Source organism: Maribacter spongiicola (genome assembly GCF_004364165.1).
In the GTDB taxonomy this organism is placed as follows: domain Bacteria; phylum Bacteroidota; class Bacteroidia; order Flavobacteriales; family Flavobacteriaceae; genus Maribacter; species Maribacter spongiicola.
In genome coordinates this window covers 217,953-244,378 of record NZ_SOAY01000011.1, presented here as the reverse complement: position 1 = coordinate 244,378, position 26,426 = coordinate 217,953, and the positions used below count along the sequence as shown (strand labels likewise).

Annotated in this window: 26 protein-coding genes; 21 read left to right on the top strand and 5 right to left on the bottom strand. The window is 39.8% G+C overall.

The features are described from left to right. Positions 1–37: 37 nt before the first annotated feature. The 18 genes from CLV90_RS09250 (at position 38) to CLV90_RS09165 (ending at position 20,626) form a co-directional block, all read left to right on the top strand. Positions 38–2,539, top strand: a complete 2,502-nt coding sequence (locus CLV90_RS09250) for a heavy metal translocating P-type ATPase (protein ID WP_133687207.1) — start codon at positions 38–40, stop codon at positions 2,537–2,539. A gap of 19 nt (positions 2,540–2,558) precedes the next feature. After that, positions 2,559–3,143 carry a DUF2911 domain-containing protein gene (locus tag CLV90_RS09245; protein WP_133687206.1) on the top strand — a complete coding sequence of 195 codons (585 nt, stop codon included), beginning with the start codon at positions 2,559–2,561 and terminating at the stop codon, positions 3,141–3,143. A 1-nt stretch (position 3,144) separates the two neighbouring features. Then, positions 3,145–3,852, top strand: a complete 708-nt coding sequence (locus tag CLV90_RS09240) for a PepSY domain-containing protein (protein WP_133687205.1) — start codon at positions 3,145–3,147, stop codon at positions 3,850–3,852. A gap of 25 nt (positions 3,853–3,877) precedes the next feature. Continuing rightward, complete coding sequence (locus CLV90_RS09235) at positions 3,878–4,369, top strand: DUF305 domain-containing protein (RefSeq protein WP_208295117.1); 492 nt, start codon at positions 3,878–3,880, stop codon at positions 4,367–4,369. 4 nt (positions 4,370–4,373) lie between these two features. Continuing rightward, complete coding sequence (locus CLV90_RS09230; RefSeq protein ID WP_133687204.1) at positions 4,374–6,104, top strand: efflux RND transporter periplasmic adaptor subunit; 1,731 nt, start codon at positions 4,374–4,376, stop codon at positions 6,102–6,104. A 53-nt stretch (positions 6,105–6,157) separates the two neighbouring features. Continuing rightward, the gene (locus CLV90_RS19585) at positions 6,158–6,466 is read left to right on the top strand and encodes a DUF6660 family protein (RefSeq protein ID WP_116772175.1); all 309 of its coding nucleotides are present in this window, start codon (positions 6,158–6,160) and stop codon (positions 6,464–6,466) included. 125 nt (positions 6,467–6,591) lie between these two features. Beyond that, positions 6,592–10,959 (top strand): CusA/CzcA family heavy metal efflux RND transporter, encoded by a 4,368-nt coding sequence (locus tag CLV90_RS09220; RefSeq protein ID WP_116772174.1) that lies wholly within the window; start codon positions 6,592–6,594, stop codon positions 10,957–10,959. Between the two features lie 5 nt (positions 10,960–10,964). Next, entirely contained in the window at positions 10,965–12,161 is a 1,197-nt protein-coding gene (locus tag CLV90_RS09215; RefSeq protein WP_133687203.1) for an efflux RND transporter periplasmic adaptor subunit, read from the top strand. 3 nt (positions 12,162–12,164) lie between these two features. After that, positions 12,165–12,803, top strand: a complete 639-nt coding sequence (locus tag CLV90_RS09210; RefSeq protein WP_116772172.1) for a cation diffusion facilitator family transporter — start codon at positions 12,165–12,167, stop codon at positions 12,801–12,803. Continuing rightward, entirely contained in the window at positions 12,800–13,222 is a 423-nt protein-coding gene (locus CLV90_RS09205; protein ID WP_116772171.1) for a Fur family transcriptional regulator, read from the top strand. The genes CLV90_RS09210 and CLV90_RS09205 overlap by 4 nt, the downstream gene beginning before the upstream one ends. Before the next feature lie 19 nt (positions 13,223–13,241). Then, complete coding sequence (locus tag CLV90_RS09200; RefSeq protein WP_192462282.1) at positions 13,242–14,033, top strand: cation transporter; 792 nt, start codon at positions 13,242–13,244, stop codon at positions 14,031–14,033. Between the two features lie 33 nt (positions 14,034–14,066). After that, a complete protein-coding gene (locus tag CLV90_RS09195; protein ID WP_133687202.1) occupies positions 14,067–16,037 on the top strand; it encodes a heavy metal translocating P-type ATPase in 1,971 nt (656 codons plus the stop codon). 80 nt (positions 16,038–16,117) lie between these two features. Continuing rightward, a complete protein-coding gene (locus CLV90_RS09190) occupies positions 16,118–16,606 on the top strand; it encodes an asparaginase domain-containing protein (protein WP_133687201.1) in 489 nt (162 codons plus the stop codon). A 515-nt stretch (positions 16,607–17,121) separates the two neighbouring features. Then, on the top strand, positions 17,122–17,526 hold the full coding sequence (locus CLV90_RS19435; protein WP_243835334.1) for a helix-turn-helix domain-containing protein: 405 nt from the start codon (positions 17,122–17,124) through the stop codon (positions 17,524–17,526). A gap of 275 nt (positions 17,527–17,801) precedes the next feature. Beyond that, positions 17,802–18,638: an RteC domain-containing protein gene (locus CLV90_RS09180; RefSeq protein WP_133687200.1), complete on the top strand. Its 837-nt coding sequence runs from the start codon at positions 17,802–17,804 to the stop codon at positions 18,636–18,638. A 301-nt stretch (positions 18,639–18,939) separates the two neighbouring features. Then, positions 18,940–19,224 carry a helix-turn-helix domain-containing protein gene (locus tag CLV90_RS09175; RefSeq protein WP_047550478.1) on the top strand — a complete coding sequence of 95 codons (285 nt, stop codon included), beginning with the start codon at positions 18,940–18,942 and terminating at the stop codon, positions 19,222–19,224. A gap of 3 nt (positions 19,225–19,227) precedes the next feature. Continuing rightward, positions 19,228–19,980: a hypothetical protein gene (locus CLV90_RS09170; protein WP_133687199.1), complete on the top strand. Its 753-nt coding sequence runs from the start codon at positions 19,228–19,230 to the stop codon at positions 19,978–19,980. Further along, a complete protein-coding gene (locus CLV90_RS09165; RefSeq protein WP_116772165.1) occupies positions 19,964–20,626 on the top strand; it encodes a P-loop NTPase family protein in 663 nt (220 codons plus the stop codon). Before CLV90_RS09170 ends, CLV90_RS09165 begins: the two co-directional genes overlap by 17 nt. Positions 20,627–20,643: 17 nt before the next feature. Here CLV90_RS09165 and CLV90_RS19430 read toward each other — a convergent pair whose 3' ends face one another. The 4 genes from CLV90_RS19430 to CLV90_RS09145 form a co-directional block, all read right to left on the bottom strand. Continuing rightward, positions 20,644–20,850: a GDCCVxC domain-containing (seleno)protein gene (locus tag CLV90_RS19430; RefSeq protein WP_116772164.1), complete on the bottom strand. Its 207-nt coding sequence runs from the start codon at positions 20,848–20,850 to the stop codon at positions 20,644–20,646. Next, entirely contained in the window at positions 20,850–21,452 is a 603-nt protein-coding gene (merTP, locus tag CLV90_RS09155) for a mercuric transport protein MerTP (protein WP_133687198.1), read from the bottom strand. Before merTP ends, CLV90_RS19430 begins: the two co-directional genes overlap by 1 nt. Positions 21,453–21,464: 12 nt before the next feature. Then, positions 21,465–21,836, bottom strand: a complete 372-nt coding sequence (locus CLV90_RS09150) for an ArsR/SmtB family transcription factor (RefSeq protein WP_116772162.1) — start codon at positions 21,834–21,836, stop codon at positions 21,465–21,467. Positions 21,837–22,046: 210 nt separating this feature from the next. Then, on the bottom strand, positions 22,047–22,688 hold the full coding sequence (locus tag CLV90_RS09145; protein ID WP_116772161.1) for an N-acetylmuramoyl-L-alanine amidase family protein: 642 nt from the start codon (positions 22,686–22,688) through the stop codon (positions 22,047–22,049). 189 nt (positions 22,689–22,877) lie between these two features. Between CLV90_RS09145 and CLV90_RS09140 the strand changes: the two genes are divergently transcribed. Then, complete coding sequence (locus tag CLV90_RS09140; protein WP_116772160.1) at positions 22,878–23,165, top strand: hypothetical protein; 288 nt, start codon at positions 22,878–22,880, stop codon at positions 23,163–23,165. 17 nt (positions 23,166–23,182) lie between these two features. Here CLV90_RS09140 and CLV90_RS19230 read toward each other — a convergent pair whose 3' ends face one another. Beyond that, positions 23,183–23,326 (bottom strand): hypothetical protein, encoded by a 144-nt coding sequence (locus CLV90_RS19230; protein ID WP_166638560.1) that lies wholly within the window; start codon positions 23,324–23,326, stop codon positions 23,183–23,185. A gap of 110 nt (positions 23,327–23,436) precedes the next feature. Here CLV90_RS19230 and CLV90_RS09130 point away from each other — a divergent pair, with 110 nt between their 5' ends. Continuing rightward, entirely contained in the window at positions 23,437–25,839 is a 2,403-nt protein-coding gene (locus CLV90_RS09130) for a TraG family conjugative transposon ATPase (RefSeq protein ID WP_133687197.1), read from the top strand. Between the two features lie 4 nt (positions 25,840–25,843). Continuing rightward, the gene (locus CLV90_RS09125; protein WP_133687196.1) at positions 25,844–26,425 is read left to right on the top strand and encodes a conjugal transfer protein; all 582 of its coding nucleotides are present in this window, start codon (positions 25,844–25,846) and stop codon (positions 26,423–26,425) included. Position 26,426 lies beyond the last annotated feature (1 nt).

The window sequence follows — 26,426 nt, the reverse complement described above, 5'->3', positions numbered from 1 at the left end:
GTAGCTCTTCCCTTGTCAGGCATAATTTAAAAATTAAATGAAACACACCTATCACATACACGGAATGACCTGCAATGGTTGTAGAACGCACGTAGAAGAAACGCTCTCTAAAGTTGAAGGTGTTATCAATGTGGCTGTCAATTTAGAAAAAGCTGAAGCGACAATAGAAATGGAATCCCATATTCCCATCGAGAAATTTCAAGATACTCTAAAAGCGGACGGTGGGCGATACAGTATCCATCAGAATGGCGAACATCATCATACCCACGATAAGAAGAAAGTTGAGAAACCCAAAGGCAAAGGAACGGGAACATTTTATTGTCCGATGCATTGCGAGGGCGACAAGACTTACGACAAACCAGGCGACTGTCCTGTTTGTGGAATGGATTTGGTTGAAGAAGTTAACCTAACGGCTACTTCTGAAACGCAATATACCTGCCCGATGCATCCCGAAATCGTAAGAGACGAACCGGGAAGCTGTCCCATTTGCGGAATGGATTTGGTTCCGATGGAACCCGATTTATCCGCAGAAGAAAAAACCTATAAAAAACTGCTTAAAAAGTTCTGGATAGCAGTCGCCTTCACATTGCCCATTTTCATCATTGCAATGTCCGAAATGCTGACCAATAATCCACTTTACGACATTTTGGAACTGAAATATTGGAACTGGATTCAATTTGCGCTTTCCATTCCCGTAGTTTTCTACGCCACTTGGATGTTTTTCGAGCGTGCTTACCGAAGTATCAAAACGTGGAACCTCAATATGTTCACGCTTATCGGTATTGGTGCAGGCGTTGCTTGGCTTTTTAGTGTGTTCGGGATGCTGGTGCCCGATTTTTTCCCTGACCAATTCAAGACCGAAGCAGGTACAGTTCACGTTTATTTTGAAGCGGCAACGGTGATTCTAACCCTGGTATTGCTTGGTCAAGTCCTCGAAGCCCGTGCACATAGCAAGACCAATTCAGCAGTCAAAGAACTTTTAAAGCTTGCGCCGAATAAGGCCATCAAGGTCTTGAACGGCGAAGAACAGGAAGTTGCCATCGATGAAATCGAATTGGGCGATATCCTACGTGTGAAGCCGGGTGATAAGATTCCCGTAGATGGTGTAATTACCGAAGGCGAAACTTCCATCGATGAATCGATGATTACTGGCGAACCCATTCCCGTTAACAAATCTACCGATGATAAGGTAAGTAGTGGCACAATCAATGGCAATCAGTCCTTCTTGATGAAAGCTGAAAAGGTTGGGTCTGACACATTGTTATCACAGATTATACAGATGGTCAACGATGCCAGTCGTAGCCGTGCGCCCATCCAAAAGTTGGCAGATACCGTTTCGGGATATTTTGTGCCAATCGTTGTTATAATCGCTGCTGTTACATTTGGCGTTTGGGCAATTTGGGGTCCAGAACCCGCTTATGTCTATGCTTTGGTAAATGCCATTGCCGTATTGATTATTGCCTGTCCGTGTGCTTTGGGGCTTGCGACACCAATGTCTGTTATGGTCGGTGTTGGTAAAGGCGCACAAAATGGCGTACTTATCAAAAATGCCGAAGCCCTTGAAAAAATGGATAAGGTAGATAGCTTAATAGTCGATAAGACCGGAACGATTACCGAAGGCAAACCAACGGTAGAGAAGGTAGGTTCTTTTGATAGTGGAATAACTGATAACGAAGTGCTACAATTTATTGTTTCCCTTAACAGCCAAAGTGAACATCCGCTCGCAGAAGCCACCGTAAAATATGGCAAAGAACAAAACGCAGAGTTTTTAAAAGCAGATGGATTCAACGCAGTTACTGGAAAAGGCGTTGAAGGTAAAGTGAACGGAAAAGAAGTCGCCTTGGGTAATGCTAAAATGATGGAAATGGCCAATGCTACAGTTTTCGATGCTATGGAAGAAGAGGCACAATCCTACCAAAAACAAGGGAAAACGGTTTCCTATCTCGCTGTTGAAGGTCAAGTTACCGGCTACGTCGTTATCGGCGACAAAATCAAGGAAACGAGTGCAAAAGCTATTAAGGATTTGCAGGATAAGGGAATTGCAGTCATTATGCTTACTGGTGATAATCACGATACAGCCCAAGCTGTCGCAGATGAACTTAACCTTGCCGATTTTCAAGCAAGTATGCTACCGGAAAACAAATTACAGGAAGTCGAGAAATTACAAGAGCAAGGCAAGGTGGTTGCAATGGCAGGCGACGGAATAAACGATGCACCTGCACTCGCTAAAAGTGATGTAGGCATTGCAATGGGAACAGGTACGGATGTTGCCATTGAAAGTGCAGCCATTACCTTGGTGAAAGGCGATTTACACGGTATCGTAAAGGCAAGAAACCTAAGTGATGCAGTAATGCGCAATATCAAACAAAACCTCTTTTTTGCAATGATTTATAACACGCTGGGTATCCCGATTGCAGCAGGACTACTGTACCCGTTTTTCGGAATACTCTTATCGCCAATGATTGCGGCTTTGGCAATGAGCTTCAGTTCGGTTTCGGTAATTGCTAACTCATTACGTCTAAAAAGTAAAAACATATAAACTAACTAATTGAATACTTATGAAATATAAAATTTTGATAATCCTATTGGTAGTTGCTGTCAGCGGATGTAAAAACGAAGGAAAGAACAATTCAGAAATAGAGACAGAACACAATCATACCCAAAGTGAACCTAAGTCTGATAATAAAAAAACTCTAAGTCCACATACATCGGCAATGGCGATGATAGGCGATGCACATATCCATATAGATTATTCGTCGCCAGGTGTAAGGGATAGAATTATTTTCGGTGGACTGTTGGCTTATGACCAAGTCTGGCAGGCTGGTGCCCATATGGCTACTTGGCTTGAAACAAATAAGGATTTAGAAATTGACGGTAAAGAATTGAAAGCTGGGAAATATGGATTTTTTGTTATCCCGAATCAAAAAGAATGGACTGTCATTTTTAATAGGAATTGGAACCAACACGGTAAGGATGACTATACTGAAAAAGATGATGTATTACGGTTTAAAGTGACACCTAAAACTTCTGAAGAAATCAAGGAACATTTAGAGTATAAAGTAGATAAAACAACTGAGACTTCCGGAACAATCTCAATGAGTTGGGAAAAAGTCACTATTGAATTCCCTTTCGAAATAAAATAATATGGTCAACAGAAAAACAGCGAAATGGATTAGAAAAGCACACCGCTATTTGGGTATCTTTTTAGGGATTCAGTTTCTGATGTGGACGATTAGCGGGATGTATTTCAGCTGGACTGATATCGACGAGATACACGGTGACCATTTTAAGAAAGTAGCGCCTATGCAGACCTCTTTTAATGATTTGCTCGGCACATCTCAACTTGCAACAAATGAACCCGTACAATCTTTGGAACTACTGGAAATAGCAAATGAACCTTACTATTGGATTAATGAAGCACAGCTTTACAATGCAAGAACGGGACAAATGAAAAATGGAATTTCTAAAGAAGAGGCACAACAAGTTGCAAATAGGTATATGTTGAACGATTTAGAAATAGCAAAAATTCAATTAGTCGATTCTGTAGGGTCTCATCACGAATATCGTGGTCGCCCACTTCCAGCTTATGAAATCTCGTATGAGACACCACAAAATTTAAAAGCCTATGTGGCGGTTGAGAATGGCGCTTTTCAAACGGTGAGACACAGGGATTGGCGCTGGTTTGATTTTCTATGGATGACCCATACAATGGATTATCAGGGAAGGGATAATTTCAATACGTTGTTGTTAAGGGCATTTTCACTTTTGGGATTGATAACTGTCTTAAGCGGTTTCGTTTTGTGGTATATCAGTTCCCCATCAATCAGAAAACTAAAAAAGAAAATCAAATAATTAGTAACAAATAAAACCAAAAATTATGAATTCAAACGAACACGAAAACAAGAACAAAGGAATGAGCCAATACACTAAATTCTTCCTTATGCTAGGGTCATCATTTATAGCAATGTACATCACAATGTATTTAAATACCTACGAGTTTGACCACGTTTGGTTCAGTCTTACACGATTTTATATGGTGTGTTTAGGAATAGCTACTATGGCTGTTATTATGTTGTTATTTATGTTGAATATGTATCAAGACAAGAAAAAGAATATTGCAATTCTCGCAGGTAGTGTTATATTGTTTTTGGGAGCATTAGGACTGGTACGTGATCAAAAGTCAACCGTGGGCGATGTACTTTGGATGAAAGCAATGATACCACACCATTCCATCGCCATTTTAACAAGTGAACGGGCAGATATTGAAGACCCTGAAGTCAAAAAATTAGCTGAAGAAATCATTAAAGCGCAACGTAGGGAAATCGCCGAAATGAAAGAAATGATTGAACGTTTAGAGAACGAAAAATAAAATTATGAACAAGAACATTTTATATATAGCAATAGCCGTAATAATAGGTTTGGGCGCAGGCTGGCTCATTTTTGGAAACGGGTCAAGTGATACTATGGCAAATAAGGATATATCCGATATGTCCGATCAACACGACCACTCTGGCGAGAGTGCAGACCAGATGTGGACGTGCTCAATGCATCCACAGATTATGCAACCAGAAGCTGGCGATTGTCCTATATGTGGAATGGACTTAATTCCTGCTGAAGCTGGTGCTGAAGGTCTCGCTGCAAACGAGATAAAAATGACTGAAAACGCAATGGCGTTGGCAAATATCCAAACCACAGTCGTCGGGAATGCACAAGCCAGTGCTGATGATGGGATGATATCGCTTTCGGGAAAAATAGCTGCAAACGAAGAAAATAATACCGTACAATCCAGCTATTTTAAAGGAAGGATAGAGCAACTCAATATTAACTATGAAGGACAGCAATTAAACCGTGGTCAACTATTGGCAACCATTTATGCACCAGACCTTGTAGCGGCACAACAGGAATTGATTACCGCAGCATCGCTGAAAGAATCGCAACCCGCTTTATACAAAGCCGTTCGCAACAAGCTCAAAAACTGGAAACTTTCAGATACACAAATCAATGCTATTGAGGAAAGTGGAACGGTACGTGAGAACTTCCCGATTTATGCAACGGTTTCCGGAACGGTTTCAGAAGTAATGGCAGCACAAGGCGATTATGTAAATCAAGGACAGCCTATTGTGAAGTTGAGCAACCTCAATTCGGTTTGGGCAGAATTTGATGCCTATGAAAATCAAATAGCGCAATTCAACATTGGGCAAAAAATCAATATCACGACCAATGCTTATCCCAATAAGGAATTTGAAGGCACTATCTCATTCATCGACCCTATTCTAAATAATGCTACACGAACGATAACGGTACGTGCAACTCTGCAAAATAAGAATGACCTGTTTAAGCCAGGAATGTTTGTGACGGGTAAAGTCAAAGGCGCAACACAAACTATGGAAAACACCCTTACCGTGCCTGCAAGTGCTGTGTTATGGACGGGCGAGCGCTCATTGGTATATGTGAAAACCAATCCTAACGAGCCTGTATTTGAAATGCGCGAAGTAACCTTGGGCAATCGCTCTGGCGAAACTTACCAAGTATCGGCCGGATTAAATAATGGCGATGAAATTGTTACCAATGGAACATTTACAGTAGATGCAGCGGCACAGTTACAGGGTAAAAAATCAATGATGAATCAGCAAATGATGCAGGATGAATCGGCTATGATGGGTGATATGGAAATGAGTTTCAGTAATGCGTTTAGTTCTGACTTTAGTGAAGCATTACCGTCGTATCTCAAAATGAAAGATGCCTTTGTGGCAAGCGATGCTGGTCAGGTTTCCGCTTTCGCGAAAACGACGTCAGAAAAATTAAAAACAATATCGACTGATGATTTAGGTACGATGGAAAAACAACATTTAACCAAAAGTATTGAGATGCTGGATGCCATTGCAAACAATGATAATCTGGAAAACCAGCGCGCTCACTTCGTCATTCTAAACGAGAATATCGTGCCTATTGCAATGAGCATAGAAAACTCGACAAATTATTACATTCAGAAATGCCCTATGGCAAATAACAATAAAGGTGCGGTATGGTTAAGTATGGAAGAAGAAATAAGAAATCCATACTATGGCGATGCAATGTTGACTTGCGGAAGTGTGATTGATTAGTTGTAAAAATCATTTGCAACACAGTTGCACCGAAAAATTTTTATCTTTGCATCGTGAAAGTTATAACAATCATACTATCGTTTTATTTCTTAGCACTCAATGTGGTGCCTTGTAGCGATATGAATGATAGTGAAAATGATTCCCAAGTTGTTACAGTAATAGATATTGATGGCGACCACGACCAAGACTGTGAGTTATGCTCGCCTTTCTGTCAATGCCATTGTTGCCACGTTCACACGATAAATTTCGGGCTTGCTGCGTTTCAACCGCTACAGCCTGCTATTCCACACGAATTCTTTGCCCATTTCGATAACCTTGGTAAAGATATTCCACATTCCCTTTTTCAGCCACCACAGGTATAATTCAGTTTTAATAGGATAACTATATCCTGTTTTGACGTGTCCATCTATTGGATTCGTCAACATTGTGCATTGCATTTTATTCAATGTGCTTAACAAGAATTTCAACTGAATTAACATCCTTATCTATGATTAACAAAATCATTGATTTTTCAATCAATAACAAATTTATAATCGGTCTGCTCACGCTGGCATTGATTGGTGCTGGCATATACAGTATGACCCAAGTACCCATTGATGCCGTACCCGATATTACCAATAATCAGGTACAGGTCATCACGCAATCGCCCAATCTGGGAACGGAAGATATTGAGCAATTTGTAACCTATCCCGTGGAAGTTGCAATGAGCAACCTGCCCAATGTCAAGGAAATCCGTTCGGTTTCCCGCTTCGGGCTTTCCGTAGTGACCGTCGTTTTTGACGATGATATGGGCACCTATCTACCGCGTCAACTTGTTTCTGAAAAACTAACAGAAGTACGTGAACAAATCCCAGAAGGTTTTGGACAGCCAAGTATGGGACCAATTTCAACAGGCTTGGGGGAAGTTTATCAGTACACCCTAAAGGTAGAACCTGATTTTCAGGACAAATATTCATTGTCCGATTTGCGTACAATGCAAGATTGGATTGTGCAACGGCAAATGGCAATGGTGCCCGGTGTTGTGGAAATAAACGCCATAGGCGGAAAAATAAAGCAATATGAGGTGGCCGTTGACCCTAACGAATTAAAGGCAATCGGCCTTACCATTACCGATGTGTTCGAAGCATTGGAAGCGAACAATAAAAATACAGGTGGTGCGTACATTGAGAAAAACCATCAAGCCAACTTCATACGTGGCGAAGGTTTGGTGCGAAGCCTTGATGATATTAAAAAAATCGTCATCAAAAATGAGAATGGTGTGCCCATTACCATAAGTGATGTTGCCGATGTAGGTTTTGGTTCTGCCGTGCGCTATGGGGCTTTGACGCAGGACGGCGAAGGGGAAGTCGTTGGTGGTCTTGTAATGATGCTCAAAGGGGCGAACTCAAACGAGGTTATTGTACGTGTGAAAGACCGTATGGCCGAAATACAGAAATCCCTTCCTGAAGGGGTCGTTATTCAGCCCTTATTGGATAGAAGTAAACTTATAAGTGAAACAACTGGCACGGTACGCAACAATCTTCTTGAAGGTGCGCTCATTGTAATTTTTGTACTTGTTTTCCTTTTAGGAAACTGGCGTGGTGGTCTTATAGTGGCTTCGACTATTCCTTTATCGCTATTGTTCGCTTTTATTCTTATGAATGTTTTTGATGTTTGGGCGAACTTGATGAGTTTAGGTGCTATCGATTTTGGCATCATCGTGGATGGGGCGGTGATTATCGTGGAAGCCAGCGTATTCTTAATGGGAAGCTACATCCTAAAAAAGAAGTCTTTAAACAAGGAAAAACGTGATGAGATAGCTGCAAATGCATCAAAAAAGATGATGAACGCTGCCTTTTTCGGGCAATTGATAATTCTAATTGTGTTCTTGCCCATACTGGCATTGGAAGGTATTGAGGGCAAAATGTTTAAACCAATGGCGCTCACATTCATTTTTGCAATGATAGGTGCTATGTTTCTTTGCCTGACATACGTTCCAATGATGTCTGCCTTATTCTTAAAACCACCCAAAAAAGAAAAAAAATCTTGGGGCGACCATTTCGTGCATTGGGTACAGCGGAAGTATGAACCACTTTTGGTCAAGACCTTAAACAAAGGGAAATGGATTGTGGGAATTGCCATCGCCATATTCGCCCTTACCGTTTTTATGTTTACAAGGATGGGTGGCGAATTCATTCCCCAACTGGATGAAGGCGATATTGCATTTCATACCATTCTTAAGCCTGGAAGTTCACTTAGCGAAACGATTGAGACCACTACAAAAGTAGAGCGCATCATAAAGGCCGAATTTCCGGAAGTTGAGAAAATTGTAAGCCGTATCGGTGTGGCCGAAGTGCCCACAGACCCGATGCCAATGGATTTCGCTGATGTATTTGTTATTCTAAAACCCCAAGACGAATGGGTGTCTGCCGATGATAAGGATGAACTTATTGATAAAATGAAGGAAGCGGTAAGTATTATCCCGGGCGTCAATTATGAGTTTACCCAACCTATCGAAATGCGCTTTAATGAACTGTTAGAGGGTATTCGAGAAGATGTTGCCATCAAAATTTATGGTGAGGATATCGATGTGCTTGCTGCAAAAGCGGATGAGATTACAAAAATCATTGCAGGTACTCAAGGTATAGGCGATATGAGGGCAGAAGCAACTTCTGGACTGCCCCAAATGACCATTAAATACAATCGTAACAAGCTGGCTCAGTATGGGGTGAGTGTTGACCAGCTGAATACAATGGTACAGTCCGCTTTTGCGGGCGGATATGCAGGGGTCATTTTTGAAGGCGAAAAGCGTTTTGACTTGGTCGTTAGACTCGATGAAGAAAACCGTACTGACATCAACGACATCAGAAATCTGTACATCAATTTACCCAATGGCTCACAGATTCCGCTTCAAGAACTGGCTGCTATTGAATACACACCTGGTCCTATGCAAATCAGTCGGGACAATACCAACCGAAGAACCTACGTAGGTGTAAATGTGCGCGGACGTGATGTGGAATCCTTGGTCAACGAGATTAAGGATAAACTGGACGCAAATCTTGAATTACCACCAGGCTATTTTATTCGGTATGGTGGTGCATTTGAAAATCTCGAAAGAGCAAGCGAGCGATTACAGACTGTGGTCCCCATTGCTTTACTGCTCATTTTCATTTTGATTTATTTCGCATTAAAATCCTTTCCGCAAACCTTGATGATTTACTTGGCCATCCCGATGGCGACCATTGGCGGTGTATTCGCACTATGGCTTCGGGATATGCCTTTCAGTATTTCCGCAGGGGTCGGCTTTATCGTCCTCTTTGGTGTTGCCGTCCTGAACGGACTGGTAATGATTAGCGGCCTGAATGAGTTGAAGGAAGAAGGCGTGACCAATTTAAAAGACCGAATAATTGAAGGCACGAAGCGTAGAATACGTCCTATTATGCTTACTGCCTTTACCGATATTTTAGGATTTCTTCCGATGGCAATATCAGCTTCGGCAGGTGCTGAAGTGCAGCGACCCTTGGCAACTGTGGTTATAGGTGGATTGATAACTTCAACACTCTTGACGCTATTTATCCTTCCCATCTTTTACCAATGGGTCGAGAAACGTTCGGAACGGAAGAAGAAATTTAATCCAAAATTTGTTACCGCAACAGCCGTGGTCTGTCTTTTGTTTACTTCCGCTATCGCGCCTGCCCAGAGCGCAGTCGAAGGGAAAGCACAACAAGTCCAACCTCAAGATTCTTTACCAATTGTTTCATTGGAAAGAGCAGTAGATATTTCCAAGGAAAACTATCCCTTATTGAAAATAAAACAGTTGGAAATTCAGAGACAGGTTGCACTCAAAGGCGCTGCTTATGATTTAGGAAACACCCAAGTTTTTACGGGTGGCGAAGAAATTGCGGATGGTCAAGGTATTTACACTTTGGTTGGTGTAGGGCAGCAGAATATTGACCTTTTAGGTATCGGCACAAAAAAGCGACTGCAAAAACAACGAATTGCTTTGGCCGAAACCGCTCTCGACCTGTCTGAACTGCAAGTGGAACAGGAAGTGAAAAAGGCTTGGTCGCAGGCATACCAACAGCGACAGAAATTTGAACTGTACCGCGAGCTGGATTCCATTTATTCACAGTTTGAAACGGCCATCCAACTCAACTTTGAAGTAGAAGCCATTTCCAGATTGGAATATTCATCGGCGAAAAACCAAGCGTTGCAAATCAGTAACAAACTGCAACAGGCCGAAAGCGATTATGCCATTGCCTTGCAAAAGCTAAATCTCTGGCTGGCAACAGACATTTTTTATTCTGTACCAGATTTGCTTGAAGAAAATGAGGTGGCTCTATTGGGATTGGGTGCGAATTTAGAAAGACATCCAGAGTTGGAACTTTCACAAAGGCGCATCGATGAAGCCGAAGCAAACTATAATGCCGCTCGTGCCGAGCTACTTCCTAAATTAAACCTTCAAGGTGGATTGCAACAGGTCAATGGCGATAGTGGGTTTTATACCTATCAGGCAGGGATTTCCGTCCCGTTGTTTTCGGGCACACAGCGCAGTCAAGCCAAAGCCGCTAAAATCAATAGCGAAATCGCAAAGACAAATGCGGACTATACCCAACGTCAATTGCAATCTGAATTTCAGCAGGCAGTACAAGCCTATCAAAAATGGAAAACATCTTGGCAATTTTACAAAGATGAAGCTTTGCCACTTGCAGAAGAACAGCGTAAGGGTGCGTTACTTGCCTACAAGGAAGGTGCGGTGGATTATGCTGCATTTACACAGATTATACGTGATGCCATAAACACCGAAATGGATGCGCTCGATGCGCTTGACAATTATTTAGATGCCTTGTTTGAACTACAATACTTTCAAAACTAAAAAAGATGAAAAAATTAAAATATATACCGATTACCGCAATGTTTTTTGCATTGGCAGTTATCAGCTGTGGCGAGTCAAAAACAGAAAGCGACCACGATGATGCAGCACATTCAGAAAAAGAAGAAAATCACTCTGAAGAAGATGAAATAGTAACACTTACTGGAAAACAGTATGATGCCCTACAAATGGAAGTCGATACGCTTGCCCAGCGCAATATGAGCGGATATGTAGAAGCCAACGGTCAACTGGAAGTGCCACCACAAAACGAAGCTACCATTACTACGGTTGTGGGTGCCAATGTGGTTTCTATTGAAGTCATTGAGGGCGATAAGGTCAACAAAGGTCAGACGGTGGCCTATCTGTCACATCCCAATATCATACAGAAACAGACGGATTACCTCAATGCATATAGTAACAGTCAGTTTCTCAAAAAAGAATACGAACGCCAAAAAACCTTGTATGATGCAGGTGTGGGCAGCGGTGCCAATTTCCAAAAAGCAGAAGCTGAATATCAAGCTTCCCGAAGTATGGCGAACGGTTTAGAAGCACAGTTACAACAACTGAACGTTAGTGCGTCTGGCGTGAGAAACGGCACTATTTATCAAAGAGTTGCATTACGAAGTCCCATTGAAGGCTTTGTAGAAAAAGTAGCCGTCAAAACAGGACAATTTGTAGAACCTCAAACAGACCTAATGGAAATCGTGGACACCCATCACGTTCACGCCGATTTGATGGTGTTTGAAAAAGACGTGTACAAAGTAAAGGAAGGACAAACCGTGCGGTTCAATGTCCAATCCATTCCGGGAAAGGAACTGACAGCGGAAATTTATTCCGTAGGAAAAACTTTTGAGCAGAACCCAAAAGCGATACACGTACACGCCGAAATCGAAAACAAGGAAGGCAACCTGATACCAGGAATGTATATTCAAGGGCGCATCCAAACCGACAACACAATGACCACGGCAATTCCTGAAAGTGCCATCTCAGCCGATGGCGAAAAGTCCTTTGTATTTATAGCAAAAAAGGAAGGTGAGGATTGGAAGTTTATGCCCGTGGAAATCATAAAAGGAACTCACCATGGCGATTGGATTGCCATTGATTTTCTAATGGAACAAGAACCAAATACTAAGTATGCCTTTAATAACGCCTACTACTTAATGGCGGAAATGAAAAAAGGGGAAAACGAGGAAGAAGGACATTAAAAAATGGACCAAAAAAGAAAGCAAAATTTAAAGGAAGCAAGAACGCTTCAAATATGGAATGTCATTTATGACATTATCGAAGTGGTCGTATCGCTCATCGCGGGATTCACGGCAAACAGTTCAGCATTAATAGGCTGGGGTTTGGACAGCACCATTGAAGTCATAAGTGCTGGCACTCTCGGTTGGCGATTGCACGGCGAAATCAAGGGTTTGGACGAAAAGCGCGTAGAAAAAAGAAAAATGACAACGCTATACGTCATCGCAATATCTTTTGCCCTCATCTGCATTTTCATATCCTATGATTCCATATCAAAACTAATAAGTCAAGAAACGGCATCTTGGTCTACGATAGGTATCGTGATTCTGATAGTTTCCTTGGTGGTAAATCCATTTCTGATTTATTACAAAAGAAAGTACGGACATAAATTGGATAGCCCTGCTTTATTAGCTGATGCCAAGGATACTTTTATCTGTCTGTATCAAACCGTAGTAGTCCTAATAGGTCTATTGCTCGTGAAATGGCTGGGCTGGTGGTGGGCCGACCCTGTTGCGGCATTGTTGATAGTGCCATACGCGGCAAAAGAGGGTTGGGAAGCATTTTCCAAGGCACAAAAAATCAAAAACAGCATCGATAAGAAATGAAAGAAATAGAAAAAAGATTGATTGACAATGGGGTTCGCCCAACGGCAATGCGCATATTGATTTATAAGTATATGGCCGATAGGGATGCCGCCATCGCCCTGACTGATATTGAGAATGCTTTCGCAAAAGCGGATAGAACCACATTGTACCGAACCCTAAAAACGTTTGAAGAAAAAAACGTGGTGCATCACATAGATGACGGAACTGGAATCTCTAAATACGCACTTTGTGAAGAAGGCTGTAATTGTGAAATAGAACAGGATTTGCATTTACATTTCCATTGCACTAACTGTGACGAAACGGTTTGTTTAACGGAACAAAAAATCCCGCATATCAATTTGCCCGATGGATATTTGGCAGAGGATGTTAATCTCGTGGTTACGGGAATATGTGAAAAATGTAGCAGTAATTTACTTTAACAAACAAATTAGATTGATTTTGAAAAAAAGCACTTTTATAATAACTAAAATGGACTGCCCTTCAGAAGAGCAGATGATTCGGATGAAGTTAGAGTCTTATGCTCAAGTAAAACACTTGGATTTTGATATTCCTAACAGAAAATTGGAAGTATATCACGTGGACGACGTCAAGGCGATACAAACGTCTATAGCCAGCTTAAAACTTGGGGATTCCTTAGAAGGAACCACAGAAGCCGAACCACCCGTAATGGAAGACCAATCCAAACAAAAAAGAATCCTATGGTGGGTCTTGGGCATCAACTTTGGCTTTTTCGTTATCGAAATGACCACTGGTTGGATTTCTTCTTCGATGGGTCTAGTGGCAGACTCATTAGATATGCTGGCAGATTCCATCGTATATGCATTAAGCCTATTTGCGGTAGGCGGTGCCATTTCAAGAAAAAAGAAGGTTGCGAAATACAGCGGATACTTTCAGATGGCATTGGCAATACTTGGGTTTGCAGAGGTCTTGAGAAGGTTTTTTAGCAATACCGAAACGCCCCTGTTTCAATGGATGATTATAGTTTCAATTTTCGCATTGGCAGGTAATTTGATATCGCTCTGGCTCATCAACAAGGCAAAGAGCCAAGAGGCTCATATGCAGGCAAGTGCCATTTTTACATCCAATGATATTATTGTCAATGGTGGTGTTATAGTAGCTGGGGTGCTGGTTTATTTTCTGAATAGTAAATGGCCCGATTTAGTGATTGGCGGGATCGTTTTCACTTTTGTAATGCGCGGTGCATTGAGAATACTGAAATTATCGAAGTAGTTTTTAAAATGATATCAAACTTGATTAGAACATATGAAAAAGAAAAAAGTAAATTTACGGGACATTGACCCAAAAGAACATAAGGGCGAGCACAGTCACGATGATGGCCATAACCACAGCAGTCCAGAAGAAGTTTCTAAATTTAGAACTTATCTGCCAGCAATTTTCAGCTTTGTGATGTTGATAGCCGGAATTGCTATTGATTACTTTGATGCGTTTCCTTTCTTCAAAGGATGGATTCGCATAGTATGGTACACGGTAGCCTATATCCCTGTTGGTTTTCCGGTGATAAGAGAAGGCTGGAAAAGTATTAAAAATGGTGATTTCTTTACCGAATTTTTCTTGATGTCCATAGCCACTTTAGGGGCGTTCGCTATCGGCGAATATCCAGAAGGCGTAGCCGTAATGTTATTTTATGCTGTGGGCGAACTGTTCCAGAATGCGGCCGTTAACCGTGCGAAGGGAAATATAAAAGCCTTACTCGATGTAAGACCAAATGAAGCTTTGGTTTATCGTGATGGTGATTTTGTTTCAGTAAATCCCGAGACTGTTGAAATCGGTGAAAAGATACAGGTACGTGTAGGCGAAAAAGTTCCGCTTGATGGTATTCTGCTTTCTGAAAAGGGTTCTTTTAATACCGCTGCCTTGACAGGCGAAAGCAAACCTGATACGATTGCTAAAGGTGATACTGTTTTTGCAGGAAGCATAAATCTTGATGGTGTAATCGAGATTGAAACCACTAAAGAATTTAAAGACAGTTCCATTGCACGAATTCTGGATATGGTGCAAAATGCAACTGCCAGAAAATCAAAGACCGAATTGTTCATCAGAAAATTTGCTCGGATTTATACGCCTATCGTTGTATTCTTGGCAATTGGACTGACGTTTTTGCCCTACTTTTTCGTGGATGATTATGTGTTTAGGGATTGGCTGTACCGAGCGTTGATATTCCTTGTGATTTCGTGCCCTTGTGCTCTGGTCATTTCCATTCCTCTGGGCTATTTCGGCGGTTTGGGTGCGGCATCTCGCAACGGTATTCTTTTTAAAGGTGCATCCTTTTTAGATGCAATGACCCAAGTAAACACGGTCGTAATGGACAAAACAGGTACCGTTACCAAAGGGGTTTTTAAAATCAAAGAAATCAATTCCTTCACATTTGAGGAAGCCGAATTTATGAAATACCTGATGGCGATGGAAGAACAATCCACGCATCCTATCGCAAAAGCGATTCTCGAATATAAAGCAGACGGTTCGGATTACGAGGCGACCGATGTTTCAGAAGTTGCAGGAAAAGGTTTAAAAGGAACGGTCAATGGGAAAACGGTATTGGTAGGTAATAAAGCTTTGATGACCTCAAATGGCATAGAAGTCCCTTCGGAAACAGATGGTATTGTAGAATCCATCGTTATGGTGTCCATAGATGGAACATTCGCAGGTTATGTAACCATTGCAGATGAACTGAAGGATGATGCGCACCAAGCCATTAAACAAATTCGAGATTCGGGAATTTCAAAGATTATAATGCTATCAGGCGACAAAGACTCAATTACACAACAGATTGCAAAAGAGTTAAATATCGATTGGGCAAAAGGTGGTTTGTTACCTGAAGATAAACTCAATGAGGTTGAAGAGCTCAAAAAGCAACCCGAAACCAAAGTAGCCTTTATCGGTGATGGTATTAATGATGCACCCGTTTTAGCAGCAAGTGATGTAGGTATTGCGATGGGTGGTTTAGGAAGTGATGTCGCCATCGAAACAGCCGATGTTATCATTCAGACCGATCAACCGAGTAAGATTGCAAGAGCAATAAAAATTGGTCGTTCAACGCGAAGAATTGTCTGGCAAAATATTGCGCTTGCATTTGGTGTCAAGGTCATAGTCCTCATTCTTGGTGCAGGTGGTTTAGCGACAATGTGGGAAGCTGTTTTTGCTGATGTGGGTGTTGCTTTATTGGCTATTCTCAATGCTGTACGATTGCAGAAAATGAAGTGGCAGGATGCTTAGAGTGTTTATTTTGACCGAACCAATAAAATTAGTTTTAAATAAATTAACACTATCTTTATAAGTAGAGGAAGTCCTAATTTATGATTCTCATATTCACAACAGGCGGTACAATCGAAGGGTTGGATTATACAGATGATGGTGGTATTACTTCATCCAATGTAGGGATTGAAGATTTTTTAAATAAAGCAAATATCGATTTTGAATACACTATCGAAAGTGTCTTTAAAAAAGACAGTCGTGCTATAACAAATGATGACCGAGAACTATTGGTTCGCAAGATAAAAGAAACTAATGCGACTAAGATACTGATTACCCACGGTACTTTCACGATAGAAGATACCGCAAAATATATAGGAAAACTCAATTTAAACAAGACAATAGTTTTGGTTGGGTCTTTCATTTTGGGTTCATCTGCAGATACAGATGCACCCTTCAATTTAGGGTATGCAATAAGCTCAGTACAGCTTCTAAAACCGGATGTTTATATTGCTATGAACGGACAAATTTTTGATTGGAACAATGTTTCCAAGAATTTAGAAACCAACAAATTTGAGCGCAATGGGAAGTAGAGTAAATGTTTGGTACATCGATACATTGGACGACTTTTTTCTATCTATTAATAGATACGTTCATAGTATTGCTTACACTCTACTTTTCCAGAAAGAAAACGCGCAGTAGTCTAAGACGTTTCCTCTACCTCGGAATCCTGTTTATTGCTTATAATGCTACTGGTGGTTTCTTACCAATTGACAACTTTCCTGACCCATCTATTTTACAGTACATTATCACGTATGGTGTCGCCATAGCCCTGTGTGTCTATATCGTTTATTATCTCTATAAAGAATACGATATTGTTGTTTTAAGGTTCAATTCATCCATAAGAAACCTTGCTATACTCGCAAGCGTGAGTTTTGTGGTATTGTTTCTAATCCCTTATTTTCTAACAGATTCCCTTAATTCTGCACGCTTTCTATTTACCATTCCTATATCTGCTGTCACTTTTGTTTTTCTGTTTATTTTCTATCGTCGTATATCAAATCCCAGCAATCCGAATCCTTTCATAGTAAGACGAAATAAACTCTCAATGGTAAGTGTAGCAAGTATTGCCTTATTACCTATTTGCACAGTCATCGGCGATTACCAATGGATTACATTTACCGTAATGAATCTGGCTTTCTTTGCCATAACAGCGATTGAAGCAGATAGGTATTTGTACTTCATAGAAAACAATAACCGAATGTATGAAGTCTTTGCATTAAAGAAAAAACAACGTGACGAATCGGTAGAGCGTAAAATTATATATGAAGATTTGACCCGTAGAGAAATCGAAGTGGCTTTGTCAATTTTAAGTAATTCAAGCTACAGAAACATCGCCAAAGACTTATTCATTGCAGAAAGTACCGTATCAAAACACGCATCAAATATCTTCAAAAAGACAGGTGTAAAGAATAGGCGTGAATTTTTGAAGCGATTTCGGAAGAAAAAGTAAGTAAATTGAGTTTATTTAAAAGCCACTATTTATAGTGCCTAACAAATAATCCGTAGAAAAATACGGACTATTCCGTAATTATATACGGTATGTTTTCCTTGTACAAGTTAGAAGTAAAGGTACTTTAGTAAGAGTTCCCTAAAATACAATAATGAGCCACAAATTTTATGAACCTTGGCATTCATTTACACCATTTTGTAGGACTATGACATCAACCAACCAATCGTATCAACTAAATCCCATATCTATGGTTTACAACGTTAAAGTTCCTGCTTATGAATTCTCAATTACAATCAAAAAAACTATTAAAGGATCTGGATGAAATTAAAACCCAGAATACAAGCATTTTAGAACAAGCTTATCGTTCCATAAAAGCGTGCCGTAAATTACTGAGTGATTATAAAAAAGAGATCATCGACACGAAATTTAAGACGATTCAAGATGAAATAAACTTCTTCAAGAACACTAAGCAGGTTCCCCTCATCAAACTCATCTATTTTTCAGAAATACATTCCTTTGAAATTCAACTTCCAAAGGGCGATAAGGATGCCCAACTAAAATCGATTAAAAAGAAAATCAGCAAAATAAATCGCTTCTTCCTGTACAATATCGATTTTGGACGTTATGTAAATTCCGGTGCTACCCATTTTGACAAGGAATATTACACCAGAGATTACCTCGAAACATTCCATATCACAACTTCCAAATTTTACTTTCAAGACCCAGAGTTTTGCACACCAAGAGATATGCTGCTTGGCAAATACAAGGCGTATGATTTGTTAGTGATTTATTTGGATAAAAAAAAGCATCGAATTCGGAATGGAATAAACGGCAAATTAAATGGTGCTAAACCAATTGAAAAGATACATTGGCCATTTTCAAATACAGATTATGTAGAATTGGTATATGCCCTCTGCTCAAAGGGATTGGGCAAACAGGACAATCAGGCCATAATGCAGGTTTCCAAAAAAATGCAACAGCTATTCGATATTGAACCGAAAGATATCTACAAAACCTATCAGGACATCAAAAACCGCAAGAACAGTAGGACACTTTTCCTCGATGAACTTTCTACATCGTTGCTCATAGAAATGGACAAGAGCGAGGAATAACAAGCGGATTTTTCTCTTAAAAAAAAAGACCGTACTACGGTTAACCTACGGTCTTTTAATTTTGGAAGCCGTCTTCATATAATTTGATGTGATTTAGCACACCGTTACTATTTCAGAAGCCTCAAAACACCACAAAATCCATCTAATTTCAAGATGTTAAAATTTGACCGTAGTACGGTCGTACTGGGGAATAAAATCCAATAAACCTATTCAAATTTGTAGAACGAAAGTCAAATCAGGTCAGGGACTGTCATTTAAAATAATAAACACAGATAGTCCCTTTTCATTAAACCGTTCTATTATGCCGACAAGTATCATTACCACAGACGACCTTCGGGAATTCAAAATGGAATTGCTCGATGACATTAAACAATTATTGACCAGACAAGCCAGCGGTAAGCTGAAGAAATATCTCAAATCCTCTGAGGTTATGGACTTGCTTCAAGTGAGTCCAGGCACATTACAGAATCTTCGCATCAATGGCACATTACCATACACCAAAGTGGGTGGCATCATTTATTATGACACAGAGGAAATTCAAAAAGTGATGGATGCCAACCGTGTGCACCACGGTCTAAATTCTTAAGCGATGAACTATATAAAGCTACTTAATGCGGCTTTTGAGAAGTTCTATTTTGATGACCGCCTAAATCCTACCCATATCAGTCTTTATATGGCGCTGTTCCAAGAATGGAACAGTTGCCGCTTTATGGATGAATTCTACGTGAACCGACGAGATTTAATGCGCTGTGCCAAGATAGGTTCAAAGTCCACATACCATAGATCTATTGTAGAACTGGATTCTTGGCAATACTTGTCTTATTTCCCTTCCAACAATCCATACAAAGGCAGCAAAATAAAGATGGTCATTATTGGGACAAGTGATGAACCTGTTGTGGGACAGTACAATCCCATATTAGAACAACTTGCGGAACAGTACCATCCCAGAGGTGTACCGCTTGAGGGAAACCACCATCCCAAAAATGGACAGGTTGTGAACCTACACCGTCCCATAGGTGGACAAGCATTGGTATCTGAAACAAACAATATCAAACAGGAAAACTATATAAAACAGCCAAAGGGCTGGCAGGCCGTTTTTATTTTTTTTGAAGAAAAAGGTTTTGATGCTAATGAGGCAAAAAAATTCTATGAGCATTACCAAACCAGAAATTGGCAAACAGGCGATGGAAAAGAGATTAGAGATTGGCGAGCCGTAGCCATCAACTGGATGGACAGGACCGAAATATTCGACGAGGAAAACAAAGCAAACGAAAAACAAGCGTCCCAAATCAAGGACAACTTGCGAACCACTAAAAACAAAGATTATGGACAACCCCTCTAAAATAACCGAAGGCGGCGTGGTATATTCGCTCGGAAAATTTGATGGTAAAAGTGTTCTCTACGATTTTCCAAAAATATTGATTTACCTGAATGCCAAGGGCAAACTATTGTTTGGTAAAAGATTCAGGATTTATGATGAGGACAAGGATATTCTGTTGAAGCTCTGTTCCTATTTCATCAAGGACAAGGATAACTGTGAGACTTATGGCATTGACATTGACAAAGGGATTCTACTTTCCGGACCAGTTGGCTGTGGCAAAACCAGTTTGATGAAATTGTTGCGCCATTTGGTTCCGTTACAACGTCCTTATGAAATGATTCCCTGCCGAAACGTAACCTTCAGTTTTAATCATTTAGGCTTTAAAACCGTTGAAGAATATGGTAACACCAAATTTTACTGTTTTGATGATTTAGGCGTGGAACCGTCTGGCAGATTCTACGGAAAGGATCTTAATGTGATGGGCGAAGTGCTTTTATCTCGATACGAGCTGTACTTACAAACCAAACACAAAATCAAGACCCACGCCACCACCAATCTCAACGCAGAAGAACTGGAAGAACGTTATGGTAATCGTGTCCGTAGTCGAATGCGGGAACTTTTTAATTTGATTGCTTTTGATACGAAGGCTGGGGATAAGAGGAAGTGAATTTAAGGTATGGCTTTTTAACAACAATTTTTATTTTCTTGAATCGGCGGACAAGCCAAAGTACCATAAGAACAGAATACACAACAATCCCCTTCTTTTGGTTTCAGGACCGTTTTGCAATTCTCACATTCATAAAAGAATTGACAGGCCGTGGTTGGCATTTCTTCAGCCTTTTTGTGGCCGCATTCAGGACAGGTAATCGTAGATTTTAATTGAATCTTCATTATTCTATTATTTTGTACCCCGTGCTTTCTATAGCTTTTCGGATTGTGGGCAAATTGGTTTTGGTCTTGTCAAATTCCACTATGGTATTGGCATTTTCGTAGCTGGCTTTGACCGAAATAATTCCGTCCAATTTATTGACTTCGTTTTCTACGTGTGCCTCACAACCTGCACAGGTCATTCCAGCGACTTCAAAAGTGTGCTTTTTGATATTGGATTGAGAGACATAGACAATATCCTTGGTGGGCTGTGCATAAAATAGATTGGAATAGTACGGAAAGGCCAGCATCAATGCTGCGAATAGTGTTACTATCAATAAGAACCGTTTGGATTGCCAAAATGATGGTTTCGCATCATCTTCACAGGCGCAATCTATTTCTTCCTGTGTTTTCGGTCGTAGTTTCTGATACCAGGCAAAGACCAAAACAATAATGGTCAAGCCGATAAGATAGGGTCTAAATGGCTCGACCCAAGAGAATGTAGATGTAATTCCGCTTGTTCCGGCAATTAGTGCCAAGACAGGGGTTATACAACATATTGATGCTGCAACTGCGGTAAAAATGCCGGTATAGGTCGCGGTATTTGAAGTTTTATTAGGTGCCATAATGTAAACTTTCTAAGCTGTTTTCTTTCTTGCTGAAATTGAATTGAAAATTCCATTCAAAACATTGTCCTCACTCTTTACCAGCGAATAATACAATGTTTGCCCTTCACGTCTCGATAAAATAATTCCTGCATCCTTCATTTTACGGATATGTTGGGATACGGCAGGAACACTCATTTCAAGAATGTCAGCAATATCGCAAGGGCAAAGTTCATTCTCTATGTTCAATAGAAATAGAATTTTCAGTCGTACCTCGCTTCCCGCAAGAGACAAAATTTTGCTTATCGCTTCTAAGCTACCTGAAGAATTCTCTATGGTTTCCTTACATCTCGATATTTGCTTCTTGTCTGCTTCGTTCCGTGTACAGGTTATTTCCAAGCTCATCTTTTTTGATTTAAAGTGGTCACAAATATATCATTATTATATTATTTAAGCAAATACTTAAATATACTATCGGATAAATTTTTTTTATAATGTGTAGATAATAAACTTAGGTAATCTAACTTCTAAAGGATTTGTACAATAAAATCACTTCTGAAACGAATTGCAATATAATGTCCTTCAAGTTCTTTGTTAACTCTAAAAAAATATCTTTCATAATTCTATTGATTTTTGAATGGATAATAATATGGTTAGTGCAATGCGTTCAATATTGTTCTTATCTGAAATGTAGCTGCCTTCATCTTTATTGCTCAAAAAACCCAATTCTAATAGTATTGAGGCGCAATACTCAACAGTTTCCCGAAGTACCTGAAAGTTGGCAAACTTTACACCTCGATTTTCGTAGCCTATTGTTTCACAAAGTGCGCTTTCAATTTGATAGCCCATAAAAGCCGATGTTTTTGAGAACTTTTCTTGTTTTCTTGAAGCATAAACCTCTATCCCTCTCGCATCTGGATTATCAGAATGGTTGCAATGCAAGGACACAAACAAGTCAGCTTTTAATGCTTTTGCCAGTTTAGTCCTGTCCGATAATGACATTAAAGTGTCTTTATACCTAGTCAAATAAATATCGAGTGGTTTTTCCAAGTCGTCATTTAACTTTAAAATCTCATTTGCAATCGATAAAACCACATCTTTTTCTTGAATGTCATTTATACCAATTGCACCAGCATCTTTTCCGCCGTGTCCAACGTCAATTATTATTCGTTTTTGAGCAGTCGATTCTTGTCCAAAAATGAAGCACATTTTTAGAACCAAAATCACAAAACTGACGTTTTTGAGCAGATTTTTCATTTTCAATTTTCGGGTTATCAACAACTTCCCTTCAAAAATCCATTGGATTTGATGCCAAATAATAGCAACGGAATTCAAACAATATCAAATAATATTTTATTCACAATTATTTGATTTTCAGTTATTTAAAATCAAATATATGTAAATTTCCAATAACGAAAATGAACCAAAAATTTAAACTGTTCCGTTATGAAAAAATCACACTATTTCGCATCCATTCTTTCGCTCTTATCCACTTCGCTTTTTGCTCAAATTGGTGGCATTGAAGATTCAGTTAACGATGTAGGCGACACTATCCGAACTATTTTTCCAATACTTCTCGGTGTAATCTTCCTTGTAGGTTTCCTGTTTAACGCAGGACATTTTTTTGGGGAAAATGCAGATTTAAAAAAGGGGATTACCCGAGTTTTAGTATTTGTATTGATTGCAGGTGCAGTAGTCGGAATCTTTACTTACCTAATAGGAATCGTTGTATAAATGAAACGGTTCGAGGTCTATAAAAACATCAGGAAAAGGGCGGTCATTTTTGGGCTGCCCATTTCCCTGTTTGCTTTGATGATGGTTTCTATTTTGGCTTCGTTGCTCATCATCATCTTCTCTTTCAGCTTTGGGATAATCATAGGTGTGTTGGTTTTCAACGCTTCCCTTTATGTGGCGCTGACGAGAATAGCCCACAATCCACAACTATTCCAAATGGCTAAGGCTTTTCCAAAAATCATTAGTAACAAAAGAAATTCTGGCTTCGATTATGAACAAGATTAACCTTTCGGCATATCAACCCATCGTAGATATTCAGGACAATATCGTATTTGCCAATAATGGCAATGTTATTTTGTGCTACAAAGGAAATCTGCCGGAAATATACTCGTTGTCTGAAAAGGATTTTGAAGATATGCACGGTGCTTGGTTTCAGGCTTTAAAATCTTTGCCTGTCGGAACCGTGGTTCACAAACAGGATATCTTCCTCAAGAAATCCTATACTTCAGAACAACTTCCCAATTCTACATTTTTAGAAAAAGCGACCCACGAGCATTTTAAAGGTCGTGGTTATATCGAGCACAGCTGCTATTTGTTTTTCATCTTGACTAAAAATAAGGCGCTCAACAATCCGAAATACGTCAACCCTTTCAGAAAAGTTTCAAAAGGTATCGTACAGGAATTGGATGATAATATCAAGAGCTTCTCCAACTCGGTTAGTGATTCGGTTTCCTTTATCAACAATAGCAGAAAGATGGATTTTGTTTCGCTTAAAGCGGAAGAAATACAACAACTGGCTAATTCCTATTTCAACGGCTTTAATGAAGGCTATGATACTGATATTTTACTGGATAAGAAAAGCGTCAATATTGGCGAAAACCATTTTGATGCCCTGGCCATCAACAGCGAACTGTGCTTTGGCGAAAGTGTACAGAGTAGCAAAACCAATGAGAAATTCACTTCTGACGATTTTGTTTTTCATCAAGGGTTTATTGATGGTTTAGGGCTTACGCTTAACGAAAATCATATTGTCAACCAGATTTTGTATTTGGACGACAAACAGAAGTGGCGCAAATTGCTCGATAAGAAAGTTGAGGAACTCAACAAAAGTTCCAACTTCGGTTCACAGAATAAAGTGGTTTTAGGTAAAATCCAACACATCCTTGACCAAATCAATGCCGATGATAATGCTCGGATTATTCGTGGTCATCTCAATATTGTCTATTGGGCGAAGGAAGCTAAAGAGCTTGACAAGATAACTTCAAAAATAAAGACCGAATTTAAGGAATTGGACATCATACCATACTATCCACAAGGGGAAGAACGCAAGAATTACATCCTTAATAGTTACTGCTGTTTCTCTACCAATTTCTCAAACAATGATTTATACGTAACCGATTTAAAACACGCGCTTTGCCTGTTTATCAATAACACCAATTATAAAAGTGATAACACCGGAATCATCTTTAATGACCGTGAGCATAACATTCCTGTTTTGAAAGATGTTTGGGATGAAAAGAAGAAACGCATCAAGGCACGAAACTTTGCCATTTTTGCCCCAACAGGCGAAGGCAAATCCTTTTTAGCCAATAATATTCTACGTCAGTATTTTGAAAGTGGTGTTCGCTTGGTCATTATCGACTTGGGTGGTTCCTATACCAAGTTTGCCAAACTCTATCCTGAAAAATACACGGTGCTTCGCTACGAAAGTGGAAAGAATCTGGGCATCAATCCTTTTTATATAAGTGGTGCAAATGACCTTACACCCGAGCGATTGGAAGATTTATCCGTGTTCCTTTTCGAGTTATTCGCTTCAGACTTAAAGGTAACGAAAGCACAATCGGTTTCGGTTAAAAAGATACTGCGCCATTATTACGATAGCACTTCAGAAAATCACTCGTTGGATGGTTTTTACAGTTTTATAGAAAGGAATCAGAAAGAGCTTCTGAGCACCTTAAAAATCCATTCCGACTACTTCAATGTCACGAGCTTTTTGCACGTAATGTCAGAATATGTCGGCGATGGTCTATACAGTTTCCTTTTTGAAGTGAGCGAAGACCAGACCTATAAAATCGAGGATAAACGATTGATTGTTTTTGAACTGGATGAAGTTAAGGATAATAAGGAAATCCTGTCCGTGATGCTCAAGCTCATCAAGTCAGCCATCCAAAGAACTATTTGGAAGAACAGAGCTGAAAAGGGAATCATCCTATTTGATGAGTTTGCCAAACAACTGAAGTTTGAAAACGTTTTGGAAAGCGTGGAATTCTATTATCAAGCCATCCGAAAACAAAATGGTGCGATTGGAATTATTCTTCAGTCTATCAATCAGCTTCCGAACAATTCTACTTCAGCGAGTATTCTTGAAAATACCCAAGTCATTTATAGCCTGAATAATGAAAAGGGCTATGATGAACTGGTTAAAAGGCTTAACCTATCCAGCCACGACCTTAACCAATTAAAATCCATCAAGAACAATCTTTCAGGACCACGTAAGTACACCGAAATGTTTATCAAGATTGGCAGGGAAAGTAACATTTTTCGGCTGGAAGTTCCGAAGGAAGTATATGCAGCTTACTTGACCGATGGACAGGAAAACGACCGCATAATGCGGATTTATGAAAAAACAAACGATATGCAAAAGGCAATAATTCAATTCACATCTAAAACATAATATTATGAAGACAAAAATCAAAATTTTAGTAACAACGGTAATATTGACCTTATTTATGTCAGGCAAAGCAACCGCCCAAGGAATGCCTACTTACGATAATACAAATTTTATCAGTTTGGTAAAACAGCTTATAGAATCTGGAAAGCAGACAGCTCAAATGATTAAGTCTGTAAAATTCCTAAAAGATGCAAAAGAGGCAATAGAGAAAGTATCAAGCGTTGTTGAGCAACTAAGAGCAGTTGAGGAAATTGGACAGAATAATCAGCGTCTTATCAACGTAATGCAAAATGATTTGCAGGATATTTTGAATTCGCCCTATATCAAACCCGATGAAGTTTCAAGGGTTGTGGAATCGTTTGACGCCATAGTACAAAACTCATTGGACACAGTAGATTTTATTGATGAAGTCCTATCCAGCGATTACCTAAAAATGAGCGATGCCGAACGTGCTGAAATTCTAAAAGCAAAAGAGCAGGAATCCAAACAAATGGTTTCCAACATCACTACAAAAACCAAACGCTATCGAGACATCATTTCCTTCAGGAAAATGCAGGATAAAGTCAATAATCGAGAAACCGAATACTAAA